Below are 12,946 nucleotides of genomic sequence, written 5' to 3'. Positions count from 1 at the left end.
AAAATGCAATGCACGAGAAGGTCGCACGGGCGCGCAGTCTGGAGCAAGATACCGAAAAGTCGATTTCGGACGACATCATGCTCCAGCTGCTTGATTCCGGCGCGGAATCGCATCCGGGCCATTCGACCCAAAATCACCCCATGCTAGCCGAATTGCCCGCGAATTTCGCGGCGACCGCCATTTGCCAGCCGTGCCGTCGGCAGAATGGTCAACGGAGGCGAACCGTTATCCTCGTTGCGGGAAAACATCATGCGTCTTTCATAGGGCTCCGAGTCAAAGAACGGATACCGTTGCATCAGCTTGCCCCGAATTTCCTTCGAGCGCGACGCCAGCAGCGTCAACTCGAAGCCATAGGTCTTGGTCATCCGCGGCGGCACGATCGTATCGGCATAGAAGACGCGCTTGTAGAAGGCCGCATGTGCCGGGCGGATGTGCTGCATCACGCGATCCGTGTTGAAATAGACGGCGCCGACGATCGCGGGCCGAAGCGTCAGATAGGGCAGCCCCGGCAGCTCCAGCTCGAAATCGGGATCGACGGCAAAGCGTGCGGGGTCGATCAACGTCATGCCGGCATCGAGGAAGGCGTGAATTTCCTCGGGGAAGATACCGGTCGATTGACATACGCGATGATCCGGCGTGACATGGTGTATCCGCACCGTGCTCACCAGCTCCTCGTCATAATAGACCCCGAAAATATAGGCGTGATCGTCGAAGTCGATGTCGTCGATCAAGTTCTTGGCCGCCACAGGCAAGACGTCGCGCGCCTTGTAGGCCTTGTAGCGTAGCCGCGCGACACCCTCCATGTCTTCGCTGCTTTCGATCCGGCGATATTCTACGTGATCGAGCACCTCCATCAGCTTGCCGGCAAAGCTGTCTTTCCAAGCACTCACATGAGTCATAATGAATGTTCCATGATGGTTAACGGAACATAATTGGTAAAAACTCGTGGTTTGATCAATATTTGATTTAATTTTTATTAACTATTAATTCCATTAAGGTTAATTTTTTTAACGAATACCGGTATAGGCTCGGCCGCGCGCTGCAACCAAGTTATCGTTGTTATGACATGATAAATAAGCGGATCTGCCCAGCTATCTGATCCGCACAAAACAAGCGCGGATCTTCGACTTACAATTTACACAAGCAGCCTGCGGCAGGATGATCGATTGGCCCGGATCATTATGGTGGCGTGATACGATCGCCGGTTCCCGGATTATTTTAGCGTCTGCGCAATAATACGCGTCCGCTCCTTGTATCAGGCGACATGATCCTCACGCGCACCCGGCAGCCGACGATTGAGGCCGGCCACCATCACAGCCACCTGTTCCCGGGTCACGGGTGCGGAAAACACATAACCCTGGATGATATCGGCCAGGTTCTTCTCAACGATGAGTGCCAGCTGTTCGAGCGTCTCGACGCCTTCGATGACGATATGGAGGCTGAGCGCACGGGAAAGATCGACGATGCCGCACAATAACTTGAAGCGGCGGCTGTCCGTCGTGATGTCGCGAACGAAGGACCGGTCGATCTTGACGACGTCCACCGGCAGGGAATCCAGGTAGCTGAGGCTGGAAAAGCCTGTTCCGAAATCATCGATCGCGATCGTGATGCCTTTGGCGCGCAGATCGGCAAGAATGGAGCGAACGGTTGCCACCTCGTCCATCAGGCAGCTTTCCGTGACCTCGAGATGCAACCGCGACGGCTCCAATCCCGACGCCTCGAGTGCCTCCATAACGACGGTGACGATATCGTCGTTGCGCAGATCCTGCGCTGACAGGTTGACCGAGACCGCAAGCGGCGCCGGCCAGGAAACGCAGTCCCGGCAGGCCTGGTTGATCATGAAGCGGGTGATGCCGGCAACGATGCCCATTTCCTCGGCGATCTGCACGAAGATATTGGGCGGGATCGAACCCTTTTCCGGATGAATCCAGCGCGCCAGCGCCTCGCAGCAAACGATGCGGGAGCCGTCCGGCGTAAACATCGGCTGATAGACGGCATGCAGCCTGCCCGCCTCGACAGCTTCGCGCAGGTCTTCCTTCAGTTTCTGGCGCTCGACATAGCGCGCATCCATCTCCTCTTCGAAGGCGCTGCATCCGCCTTTCAAGCGCGACTTGGCGTCGAACAGCGCCAGATCGACCTTGACCTGCCATTCCTCCGAGCGGAACTCCCTGCTCGGCATGGTCACATATCCGCCGCTGAAGGAAATGCGGAAGCTGTTGCCGTCGACATCGTAGATGCCTGTCATTGCCGCGTGCAGCGCGCGAATATGGCCATCGATCTCCGGCGCATTGTCCTCGTTCGGGAAGAACAGGACGAATTGATCGCCCACCAGCCGTGCCGAAAGCGCCGCAGTGCCCGCGAGCTCCTTCAGGCGCTCGGCTATGGCAACAAGAAGCCGATCACCGGCCAGATGCCCCTTTGTATCGTTGACATGCTTGAAGTCGTCGACATCGAGAACCAGGATTCCGATCCGGCCGTCCCGCATGCGCGCTGCAAGCTTTTCCTTGACCAGCTCGATGAAATATTCGCGGTTCGGCAGGCCCGTCAGAGGGTCATAGCGGACCATATGCAGGATCTTGCGCTCAGCCCGGATGCGCACGGTGACGTCTTCGAAGATCAGGATGACGATGCCGTCGGCGCGACGGCTGGCCGAGAATTCCAGAAATTGATCCTCGTTGAACTGGATAAGCGTGCGGGAAAGCGTACCGCTGACCAGCTGCCCCATTTGCCGGTGGATGAGTCCGGGCAAGGAGCCGTCGATGAAGGCGTTGCGCGCGCCGTAACGGAGAACGACGTCGAACTCGCAGTCCTTGAGCTGCTCCGGATGCGCGAAATTCAGGAGTTCGCAAGCCTTGCGGTTGACGACGAGGATGCGGTTCTGGGCATCCAGCATGAAGAGCCCGTGCGTCATATTGTTGAGCGCGGTATCGAACCGGTCGGCGATCAGGGATATCTCGCGCGAGGCGATGACGTTCTTGTAGAGAAATTCGCGCACGCCGTTCGCCATCGCCCGCGTCGTCAACCCGAAGGGGACGAGCATGATGGAGACGATCGCCTTGTAGAGCTGCTGCGACATCAGGCAGGCGATGATGATCGGCAGACAGCAGGCGAGCGTCTGCAGGTCGATCGCCTTCTGGGATCCGTAGTTGCGGCCGACGATCGACACCATCGACGCCATCGTTACGGCGATGCAGATGAATTCCGCCAGCGGATCCTGCACGATCAGGATGGCATAGCCGCTGCCGATGCCGAGGATGGATGCGGTTGCGGCGGCACCGATCACATAACGCGTTTCCCATTTGGCGATATCGGCCCGCGTGAAACTATGCTTGTCCGCCGCATCGAATTGCCGGAACGAATACATTCTCAAGGCAAATACGGCACCGAAAGCCAGGCAAAGCGTGAGATAGATATTTGCGCGCGTGCTCAGGAAAACGATGACATAGGTGAGGATATGAACGAACACGCCCGTAAACAGCGTTTTACGGTTTCCGAAAAGCGAACTGACGAACGACAGATAAACATCCGTCGGCACGGTGTCCGGGCTTGGAGGCTTCATTCAGACTTCCCCTGATGCGGCGGACACCCTAGTGAAAACGTTTTAAAATTTGATTGCTCAATAACACCCAACTGGACAGATTTATCAATCGTATCGGTAACTTACATCGAAGTTAGGCTGCGGTCCGCATCGTATTAGTGCAATGATTCCCGGCTCACCCTACCTCGAAAATAATATTTAAGTCGCTAATAAATAAAACAAGATATTACTAAAGACTTACAGAATACGATCACAACTTGCCCGCTCGCTGCTGGATCATCATAAAAGTATCGAAAGTATACTCCGAAAGCTGCATCCAAAGATACGCATCTTTTTTATAGGAAACCTGATCCTCGTAGATGCGCTTGAAATAAGCGTTGGATTTGGAAAGATCCGCATAGAGCGCGCCGGCGGCCTGGAAGCACGCCTCCATGATCTCCTGGCTGAACGGACGCAGCGTCACGCCCTGCTGCACGATATCTTTCAGCGCCTGGGGGTTCTTCACATCGTATTTCGCCAGCATGTTGGTATTGGCGAAGGCACAGGCATCCGTGAGGATTGCCTGGTAATTTTTCGGCAAGGCATTCCATTTCTCCAGATTGAAGAAAGCGTGCACCACGGCACCGCCTTCCCACCATCCGGGATAGTAGTAGTATTTGGCGATCTGCTGCAGCCCGAGCTTCAGGTCGTCGTAAGGGCCAACCCATTCGGCCGCATCGACGATGCCTTTGCTCAGCGCGTCGTAGACCCCGTTGACCGCGATATCCTGTTGCGGCACCACGCCGATCTTTTCGATCACCTTGCCGGCCAATCCGGCAATGCGCATCTTCAGACCCTTGAGGTCGTCGAGCGTATTGATTTCCTTACGAAACCAGCCGCCCATCTGCGCACCGGTATTTCCCGCAGGCAGGCCCAATATGCCCTGCGTTGCGTAAAACTCGTTCATCAGCTTGTTGCCGTTGCCCTGATAGAACCAGGCATTGGTCAGCCGGGCGTTGAGGCCGAAGGGCAGCGCCGTGCCGATGGCATAGGTCGGATCTTTTTGCCAGAAATAATAGGAGCAGGTATGCGCGGCATCGACCGCGCCGGCGCTCACCGCATCGGCCGCTTGTGCACCAGGAACGATCTCACCAGCCTCATAGGTCTGAATGACGAAATTGCCGTTGGTCGCGTCGGAAACATGCGCGGCAATATCCTCCGCGCCGCCATAGATCGTGTCCAGGCTCTTGGGGAAAGAGGAAGTCATCCTCCAGGTGACCTTCGGATATTCCTGGGCCAAAGCCGGGCTCGCAAGCGTGGAGGCTGCAGCGCCTGCGCCAACGGCTCCTGCCCGCCTGATGAAGGAACGGCGATCCATCGAATTCTCCCATACGGACGGCATTGCTGGGAAACGGCGCGTTCCCCATCATGGCGCAAGCGATGGAACTAACCACGCCGCACCCAGTCTTTCAAGTTAGCTCTCTTGCACCGCATTATGGCGATTCCTGTACATCCGCATGACGAAGGGAAACAAAGCCTTATGGAAACCGCCGCACGTTGCCGCCTGCGCCGTCTTCGCGTAGATTCGTGACGTGGATAATATGCCTTTGGATTGACATCATGATCATCCAGAGGTCCCACCATACAACCGTTTCGCCGTTTCCGGAGCCCTGAATGCCCAGACCGATCATCGCCATCCCCGCCGACATTCGCGAATTCGACGGCACGCGCTGGCACGCGGTGCAGCTGCAATATGTTCATGCCGCCGTGAAGGCTGCGGGATTGATGGCGCTGATCGTGCCCGCGCTCGAAGAGGGCAATGATGCGGATGCCATTCTCGACCGGGTGGATGGGCTGCTCGTTTCCGGTTCGGCTACCAATGTGCACCCGTCCCTCTACGGAATGGAAGCGCTTGAAAGCGACGGTCCTTTCGATCCGGCGCGCGACGCGACTTCGCTGCCGCTCATCCGCCGCGCCATCGATCGCGCCATTCCGATGCTCGCCATCTGCCGCGGCATTCAGGAGCTGAACGTCGCGCTTGGCGGTACGCTGGCAAGCGAAATCCAGGATCAGCCGGGCATCTGGGATCACCGTAAGCCGCCGAATGTCGATCGCGACACGATGTATGCGATCCGCCAGAGCGTCTTCGTCAAGGAAGGCTCCTGCATCGCCCGCGTCGTCGGGCCGGGTGAAGTGCGCGTCAACTCGCTGCATCGTCAGGCGATCGCCGATACGGCGCCGAGACTGCAGGTGGAAGCGCTGGCCGAGGATGGCACGATCGAGGCCGTTTCCGTCATCGGCGCCAAGGCCTTTGCCGTCGGCGTACAGTGGCACCCGGAATATTGGGCCGAAACGGATTCGCCGTCGCTGAAGCTCTTCACCGCCTTCGGCGATGCAGTGCGCGATTATGCGGCTGGCAAGGAGCGGCCTGCGGTCGCTCCGCATCAGCAAAAAGCCGTATGATCAGCCTCGTGGCTTGACGGGGGTTTCCGGCACCGGCGTCACAGGCTCACCCTTGGCGAACCATTCGATGATATTGTCGGAGACCAGATCGGCCATGGCATCGCGCGTCGGCACCGAGGCGGATGCCACATGCGGCAGCAGCGAAACGTTCGGCAGCGAGAGATATCCGGCCGGGACATTCGGTTCGTCATAGAAGACATCGAGGCCGGCAGCGCCCAGCGTGCCGTTGCCGAGGGCTGTTATCAGCGCGTCGTCATCGACGGACCAGCCGCGGCCGATATTGATGAACACCCCCCGCGGCCCGAGCGCCGACAGGATTTCGGCATTGATGACCTTGTGCGTCTCCGGCGTCTTCGGCACGATGGAGATCAGCGTATTCACCGACTGCGCCATCTCCTTCAGCGTCGGATAGTAGTCATAGGGCAGCGAATCACGCGGCGTGCGGGTGTGATAGCCGATCTTCACCTTGAACGGCTCCAGCCTTCTCGCGATCTCCAGACCGATGCGACCGAGCCCGTAAATGCCGACGCGGCGCCCTCTCATGGAAAAAGGCGAGAGCGGAAACGCCCCTTCCTTTGCCCAATGCCCTTCGCGCAGCCAGCTTTCCGCCTTGGGAAATTGTCGCAGCGTGTTCAGGAGCAGGGCGATCGCGGTATCGGCGACCTCGTCGTTCAGGACATCAGGCGTATTGGTCACGACGATCCCCTTCGAGGCGGCGTGCTTGACATCGATCCCATCATAGCCGACGCCGAAATTGGCGATGACCTCGACATTCGGAAAAGCATCGATCCAGGCCGCATCGAACCCGCCTGCGACAGCCACACCGCGGATGCGGGACGCGGTCTCCGCATCGGTCTTCGGACCGCAATCGCGTTCGACCGAAACGATATCGAACCGTTTCCCGAGCCTTTCGAGGACGCGCGGGTGTATCTTCCCCGGAACGAGGATGGCGATGCGGCTGTCGGACATGGATCTTTCCTCTTGAGAGACTGTTCGGCGCCGAACCGCTGCTAACGAGCTTTGTAGGGCGCCGTGGATTGGCGGATGCGCATTTCCGGCTTAATAAGATGGATACCATCCGGCTCATGGCTTCCTGCCAGCCTATCCAAAAGCGCCCGCGCTGCAAGTCTTCCGACCTCGGCCTGACCGTTCCAGACGGTCGTCAGCGCCGGCGTCGCAATCGCCGCTTCTTCCAGATCGTCATAGCCGGTAACCGAAATATCCCGTCCCGGCACAAGGCCGGCGCGCGAAATGCCGTTCATGAGTCCGATGGCGACCAGATCGTTCCAGCAGACGGCGGCCGTCGGCTTCTGCGGCAGCGACAGGAAATGCACGGCAGCCTCGAAACCACCCTGTTTGGAGCGCGCGCCGGGAATACGCAGATTGGGATCGACCTCGATGGCAGCCTTGCGCAGAGCATTGACATAGCCCTGGTAACGGTCGCGTCCCGTCGAGGTCTGGTCGGTACCGCCGATCATCGCGATAGAGCGGTGGCCAAGGCTGATCAGATGGTTGGTCGCAAGCGAAATGCCATAGCTGTCATCGCCGCGAAAGGTCGGCAGATCCAGCGCTTCGATCTGTCGTGCCACCAGAATGGCCGGCATGCCGTTTTCTTCCGCCAGCTCGAAATCTTCCGGCGGCGTTCCGATCGCCGGCGACATGATGACGCCGTCGCCACCGAGCTGCAACAGCGTCTCGATGAAGGTCCGCTGCTTCTCGACCGAATCATAATGATTGGAAAGAATGAAGGTATGGCGGCTGCGGTCGAGCTCGCTTTCGATCGCCTTCAGGATTTCCCCGTAAAAGGGATTCATGATGTCGTGGACGACGACGCCGATAATGCCGGACCGCGATGTCCTGAGACTTGCCGCACGGCGATTGTAGATATAGCCCAGCGCGCGGGCCTGATCCTTGATCTTCTCGCGGGTATTGACCGCGACCAATGGGCTATCGCGTAAGGCCAGGGATACAGTTGCCGTTGAAATACCGAGCGTTTCCGCAATCGTAGAAAGCTTTATCTTTTGCGCCACGCACTCCCTCCCCCGTGAAACGCAGCCGTCAACATATTCCGTCGTTTTACGATTCCGGAATTTAAAATCTTTAATTAAAAGCTTTAATCACATCGTGCAACACGAATTCGCGAGGATTCTCAGAATTCCTCGTCGTCTTCTTCGTCGTCGCCGGCCTGAAGGTTGCTCTCGATCGTCTTGAGCAGACGCACGAGCGAGCGGATTTCCTTTTCGGAGAATCCGCGGGTAGCCAGTTCATCGCAGGTCGCGGCGGAACTTTCGATCTCGCTGACGCTATTGCGGCCCGTCTCGGTGAGATAGACCTTCGTCAGCCGCGCATCCTCGGCATCCGGCCGCCGTTCGACGAAGCCTTGCGCCTCCATGCGGCCGATCGTCCTCGTCATGGTCGGAGCCTTGACGCCGAGCTTCTGGGCCAGCGTACCAGCGGGCAGCCCGTCATTTGCCGCCAGCGCCAGAATGACCCCATCCTGCCCGGCATAAAGACCACTCGCTGTCAGGCTGCGTGTCATCACCGTGCGCATGGCCCGCGCTGCCTGTGTCAATGCCGGCGACAGATCGGCAAGCGTGTAGTCCCGGTGATCCTTCTTTTTACCTGACTTACTTTTCTTCCCGACCTTGTTCTTCTTGCCCATCGTGATTCCATTGACCTTTTCGCCGCTAAGTCATCACGCTATGACATTGCGCAGGTTACTGACATAAACAAGAGGCACATCCTCAGATGGCGTATCCTTTGCCATGTTTCGATGACAATGATGAAACACTGACGCCGCAGGAGCGATCAAAATGGATCGCCGTGCTGCCACTTGGCGCCTATGAGCAACACGGACCGCATCTGCCGTTCGAAACCGATACGCTCATTGCCGAGGGAATCGTTTCACGTCTCAAGGTTGCTTTGCCGGCCAAACTGCCGGTTACCTTCCTTTCCGTCGAGGCCGTCGGCTACTCGATCGAGCATATGGATGTCGCCGGCACGAAGACGCTGACCTTCGACGAGGCTATCGGGCGCTGGCTTGGTATCGCCGAGCGGTTGAGCGGGCTCGGCATCCGCAAATTCGTCATGCTGAATGCCCATGGCGGCAACTCGCCGCTGATGACCATCGTCGCGACGGAGGCGCGTGTGCGCTTCGGCATGCTGGCGGTCGCCACCAGCTGGACCCGCTTCGGCGTACCGGACGGGCTGATCGCGCCGAATGACAAAGCCATCGACATTCACGGCGGTGATATCGAGACATCGGTCATGCTGGCGCTGCATCCGGAGAAAGTGGACATGTCGAAGGCGGTGAACTTCCCGTCGCGACAATCGGAGTTCATCAAGGGCTTCAAGCATCTGCGCGCCTATGGACCTCACGCCTTCGGCTGGAAGATGTCTGATCTCAGCACGCAAGGCGTTGCCGGCAATGCAGGCGTCGCAACGGCGGCCAAGGGCGAGCGGCTGATCGCGCATGCGGTGCAAGGTCTCGTCGAGCTGTTCGAGGATGTCGACGCGTTCGACATGACGACGCTGACTTGATCGGCATCATGAATCGACGCCTGCTCCATTCCTGCGCAATGCAATGTGATCTTATAACATACAAAAGCCTTTGAACTGACGTCTTCAACTCCTTATATGGAACCCGACCAATATCTGCTCTCCGGGGCAACCTTCCATATTTCGAGGCTCCCATGACCGAAACAGCCACGCAAAAGCCCATTCCCGTTACCGTTCTCACCGGCTATCTCGGCGCCGGCAAGACGACGCTGCTGAACCGCATCCTGTCTGAAAATCACGGCAAGAAATACGCCGTCATCGTCAACGAATTCGGCGAGATCGGCATCGACAACGACCTCATCGTCGAGTCGGACGAAGAAATCTACGAAATGAACAATGGCTGCGTCTGCTGCACCGTTCGCGGCGATCTCATCCGCGTCGTCGAAGGCCTGATGCGCCGTCCCGGCCGCTTTGACGGCATCATCGTCGAAACGACGGGCCTTGCCGATCCGGTTCCGGTCGCCCAGACCTTCTTCATGGATGACGATGTCCGCGCCAAGACCGAACTCGACGCCGTCGTCGCGCTCGTCGACGCCAAGCACCTGCCGCTGCGCCTGAAGGACAGCCGCGAAGCCGAAGACCAGATCGCCTTCGCCGACGTCGTCGTCATCAACAAGTCCGATCTCGTAACGCCGGAAGAGCTTGCCCAGATCGAGGACATCGTCCACGCGATCAACCCGGCTGCCCGCGTCTACAAGACGACCCGATCCGGCGTCGAGCTCGCTCGCGTGCTGAACCAGGGCGCCTTCAACCTGGAACGCGCGCTCGAGAACGACCCGCATTTCCTCGAGCACGGCCATGAGGATCATGTCTGCGGCCCGGATTGCGATCATGATCATGATCACCACCACCATCATGATCACGACCACGATCATCACCACCATGATCACGACCATCATCACCACCATGCTCCTTCCCCGATCCATGACGTCACCGTGCAGTCGGTTTCACTGCGCGGCGGCGAGATGAATGCCGAGCGCTTCTTCCCCTGGATCCAGAAGGTCACGCAGACGCAAGGCCCCAACATCCTGCGCCTCAAGGGCATCATCGCCTTCAAGGACGATCCGGAACGCTATGTCGTTCAGGGTGTGCACATGATCATCGAAGGCGACCACCAGCGTCCCTGGAAGGACGGCGAAAAGCATGAGAGCCGTCTCGTCTTCATCGGCCGCGAGCTTGACCGCGAAAAACTGGAAGCCAGCTTCAAGGCGTGCGAGGCGTCTGCCTGATGCCGACTGTTGCTCCGCTTGATATCGACGGCCACGTTCTGGCCGTCGAATTTTTAGGTGATACCCCCTTTTTCGCCAGCGCCGCCGGCGCGATCCACCGCCTCGAAGGCGGCGAGAAGGTTACCGAAGCCCATCAGGGGATGCTGACCTGCATCCGCGATCCCCATAGCGAGAGCCTGATCTCCGGCGGCGAGGATGGCAAGGTTCTGCGGATCGCAGCCGACGGCAGCATGGCGGTGCTCGCCGAAGCGCCGCGCAAGTGGATCAGCCAGCTTGCAGCCGGCCCGCAGGGCGCTGTCGCCTATTCCTATGGCAAGAGCACCTTCGTACAGCTCTCCGACGGGACGACGAAAGAGTTTCCGGAAGAACGTACCGTCGAAGGCATCGCTTTCGCTCCGAAGGGCCTGCGCATTGCGGTTGCCCGCTACAACGGCGTATCGCTGCATTGGGTCGGCATGAGCGCCCAGCCGGTCAATCTGGAATGGAAGGGCGCCCATACCAGCGTCACCTTCTCGCCGGATGGCCAGTTCATCGTCACGACCATGCAGGAAAATGCGCTGCACGGCTGGAAGATGGATGCGAAGCCGGGTGCCGAAGCCAGGCACATGCGCATGACCGGCTATCCCGCCAAGGTGAAGTCGCTCTCCTGGTCCAACAAGGGGAAGTGGCTGGCCTCCTCCGGCGCACCGGCGGCGATCGTCTGGCCCTTCCAGGGCAAGGATGGTCCGATGGGCAAGGCGCCGTTGGAGCTCGGCACCCGCGCCAACATCATGGCGACTTCGGTGAAGTTCCACCCCGTCGAGGATATCCTCGCCATCGGCTTTATCGATGGCATGATCCTTGCGGTGCGCATCGGCGACGCCAAGGAAGCGCTCTTGCGCCGGCCCGGCAAGGGTGCCATTACGTCGATGAGCTGGAGCAAATCCGGCAAGCTGCTCGCCTTCGCCTCCGAAGCCGGCGACTGCGGCGTCGTGGATATCTCCGGTTAAAACAATTCCGGAAAAGGTGCGCGGCAGTTTTCCGTCGGGAATGGCGTGAAAACAATGAGATGCAGAGAGACAGGATCATGCCACAGTCAGGAACGGCAATCGCCGGAAATGCGCCTGCCCCAGCCGAAAACGTCTGGGATGTGATCCGTTGCGAAGCCGCCGAACTGGCGGCCCGCGAACCGACGCTTGCGCCGCTGCTGCAGGCGCAATTGCTTGCCGGAAACTCCGAGGCCGAAAGCCTTGCCAACGTATTGGCCGCTAGGCTTTGCGTCGTCAGGATCGAGCACGGCGACATGCTTTCTCTGCTATCCGACGTACTGAGGCGATATCCCGCCATCCTGCAAGCAACGGAAGCGGATCTTGTCGCGGTGCGAACCCGCGACCCCGCCTGCACCACCTACCTGCATGCTCTTCTGAACTTGAAGGGTTTTCATGCCCTGCAGACGCACCGCATCGCCCATGCGCTCTGGATGGAAGGCCGCAAGGAAATTGCGAGCTGGCTCTCCAATCTCGTCTCGCTCGTTTTTGGCCCGGATATTCATCCGGCCGCGAAGATCGGCACCTCGATCATGCTCGACCACGGCTCCGGCATCGTCATCGGCGAAACTGCCGTGATAGAGGATGAGGTTTCCATCCTGCAGAACGTCACGCTCGGCGGCACCGGCAAGGAGAGCGGCGACCGTCATCCGAAGATCCGTCACGGCGTGATGATCGGCGCCGGCGCCAAGATCCTCGGCAATATCGAAGTCGGCGCCTTCAGCAAGGTTGCCGCGGGCAGCGTCGTGGTCAAACCCGTGCCGCCGCACTGCACCGTCGCAGGCGTGCCTGCCGTGGTCGTGCGCATCCATCGCGCCGACGAGATCCCGGCTGAGACGATGGATCAGAATATCTGATTTCAGCTGGGACTGTGGCCACCTCCTGGTTCAAGGCATCGTCGTTTTCGCTGCGCTTAACGGCGCTGCACCTCACCATGAGGTGAAGCAAGTTCCGTGGCGAGGCGCGCAAATCGGCCCTCATGCTGAGGAGGCCCAAAGGGCCAACCCGAAGCACGAGGGCGGGTGAGGAAACACCCGCTGGCAGTCCGTGACATAAGGTAGCACCGTAAACGCTCCAGACAGGCGACTCGTACCGTTCCGCATCCAGCACAGCAGAATCAAGTGCTTGCCGAAGATGCGATATCAACGGCTGAA

11 protein-coding genes are annotated in these 12,946 nt (G+C 59.0%); 5 read left to right on the top strand and 6 right to left on the bottom strand.

What is annotated here, in order from left to right; translation table 11 throughout:
• Positions 1 to 143: 143 nt before the first annotated feature.
• The 3 genes from DQ393_RS18895 to DQ393_RS18885 form a co-directional block, all read right to left on the bottom strand.
• Positions 144 to 899: an N-acyl amino acid synthase FeeM domain-containing protein gene (locus DQ393_RS18895; RefSeq protein WP_112343280.1), complete on the bottom strand. Its 756-nt coding sequence runs from the start codon at positions 897 to 899 to the stop codon at positions 144 to 146.
• Between the two features lie 356 nt (positions 900 to 1,255).
• Entirely contained in the window at positions 1,256 to 3,559 is a 2,304-nt protein-coding gene (locus DQ393_RS18890) for a putative bifunctional diguanylate cyclase/phosphodiesterase (RefSeq protein ID WP_112343279.1), read from the bottom strand.
• A 229-nt stretch (positions 3,560 to 3,788) separates the two neighbouring features.
• Positions 3,789 to 4,895 (bottom strand): TRAP transporter substrate-binding protein, encoded by a 1,107-nt coding sequence (locus DQ393_RS18885; protein WP_112343278.1) that lies wholly within the window; start codon positions 4,893 to 4,895, stop codon positions 3,789 to 3,791.
• Positions 4,896 to 5,191: 296 nt separating this feature from the next.
• On the opposite strand from DQ393_RS18885, the gene DQ393_RS18880 reads away from it, so the two are divergent.
• Complete coding sequence (locus DQ393_RS18880; RefSeq protein WP_112343277.1) at positions 5,192 to 5,980, top strand: gamma-glutamyl-gamma-aminobutyrate hydrolase family protein; 789 nt, start codon at positions 5,192 to 5,194, stop codon at positions 5,978 to 5,980.
• Here DQ393_RS18880 and DQ393_RS18875 read toward each other — a convergent pair whose 3' ends face one another.
• The 3 genes from DQ393_RS18875 to DQ393_RS18865 all read right to left on the bottom strand — a co-directional run bounded on the left by DQ393_RS18875 (position 5,981) and on the right by DQ393_RS18865 (position 8,642).
• Positions 5,981 to 6,949, bottom strand: coding sequence for a 2-hydroxyacid dehydrogenase (locus DQ393_RS18875; RefSeq protein WP_112343276.1), 969 nt, complete (start codon positions 6,947 to 6,949; stop codon positions 5,981 to 5,983).
• A gap of 41 nt (positions 6,950 to 6,990) precedes the next feature.
• Positions 6,991 to 8,010 (bottom strand): LacI family DNA-binding transcriptional regulator, encoded by a 1,020-nt coding sequence (locus DQ393_RS18870; protein WP_112335169.1) that lies wholly within the window; start codon positions 8,008 to 8,010, stop codon positions 6,991 to 6,993.
• A 119-nt stretch (positions 8,011 to 8,129) separates the two neighbouring features.
• Positions 8,130 to 8,642 (bottom strand): MarR family winged helix-turn-helix transcriptional regulator, encoded by a 513-nt coding sequence (locus DQ393_RS18865; protein ID WP_112343275.1) that lies wholly within the window; start codon positions 8,640 to 8,642, stop codon positions 8,130 to 8,132.
• 86 nt (positions 8,643 to 8,728) lie between these two features.
• On the opposite strand from DQ393_RS18865, the gene DQ393_RS18860 reads away from it, so the two are divergent.
• From DQ393_RS18860 to cysE, 4 genes are all read left to right on the top strand, one after another.
• A complete protein-coding gene (locus tag DQ393_RS18860; RefSeq protein WP_112343274.1) occupies positions 8,729 to 9,520 on the top strand; it encodes a creatininase family protein in 792 nt (263 codons plus the stop codon).
• Positions 9,521 to 9,672: 152 nt separating this feature from the next.
• Positions 9,673 to 10,767, top strand: coding sequence for a CobW family GTP-binding protein (locus DQ393_RS18855; protein ID WP_112343273.1), 1,095 nt, complete (start codon positions 9,673 to 9,675; stop codon positions 10,765 to 10,767).
• The gene (locus DQ393_RS18850) at positions 10,767 to 11,756 is read left to right on the top strand and encodes a WD40 repeat domain-containing protein (protein WP_112343272.1); all 990 of its coding nucleotides are present in this window, start codon (positions 10,767 to 10,769) and stop codon (positions 11,754 to 11,756) included. Before DQ393_RS18855 ends, DQ393_RS18850 begins: the two co-directional genes overlap by 1 nt.
• 77 nt (positions 11,757 to 11,833) lie before the next feature.
• Positions 11,834 to 12,649, top strand: coding sequence for a serine O-acetyltransferase (gene cysE / locus DQ393_RS18845; protein WP_112343271.1), 816 nt, complete (start codon positions 11,834 to 11,836; stop codon positions 12,647 to 12,649).
• Positions 12,650 to 12,946: the final 297 nt, after the last annotated feature.

Origin of the sequence: Martinezella tropici (assembly GCF_003287875.1) — a bacterium.
Lineage (GTDB): Bacteria > Pseudomonadota > Alphaproteobacteria > Rhizobiales > Rhizobiaceae > Rhizobium > Rhizobium tropici_C.
Note: the sequence above shows the minus strand (reverse complement) of the source record. Positions and strands in the feature narration are given on the sequence as shown.

Coding starts and splice junctions, on each gene's coding strand:
- DQ393_RS18890 (WP_112343279.1), bottom strand. CDS start 3,559: ATGAAGCCTCCAAGCCCGGACACCGTGCCGACGGATGTTTATCTGTCG.
- DQ393_RS18895 (WP_112343280.1), bottom strand. CDS start 899: ATGACTCATGTGAGTGCTTGGAAAGACAGCTTTGCCGGCAAGCTGATG.
- DQ393_RS18875 (WP_112343276.1), bottom strand. CDS start 6,949: ATGTCCGACAGCCGCATCGCCATCCTCGTTCCGGGGAAGATACACCCG.
- DQ393_RS18855 (WP_112343273.1), top strand. CDS start 9,673: ATGACCGAAACAGCCACGCAAAAGCCCATTCCCGTTACCGTTCTCACC.
- DQ393_RS18860 (WP_112343274.1), top strand. CDS start 8,729: ATGGCGTATCCTTTGCCATGTTTCGATGACAATGATGAAACACTGACG.
- cysE (WP_112343271.1), top strand. CDS start 11,834: ATGCCACAGTCAGGAACGGCAATCGCCGGAAATGCGCCTGCCCCAGCC.
- DQ393_RS18885 (WP_112343278.1), bottom strand. CDS start 4,895: ATGGATCGCCGTTCCTTCATCAGGCGGGCAGGAGCCGTTGGCGCAGGC.
- DQ393_RS18850 (WP_112343272.1), top strand. CDS start 10,767: ATGCCGACTGTTGCTCCGCTTGATATCGACGGCCACGTTCTGGCCGTC.
- DQ393_RS18880 (WP_112343277.1), top strand. CDS start 5,192: ATGCCCAGACCGATCATCGCCATCCCCGCCGACATTCGCGAATTCGAC.
- DQ393_RS18865 (WP_112343275.1), bottom strand. CDS start 8,642: ATGGGCAAGAAGAACAAGGTCGGGAAGAAAAGTAAGTCAGGTAAAAAG.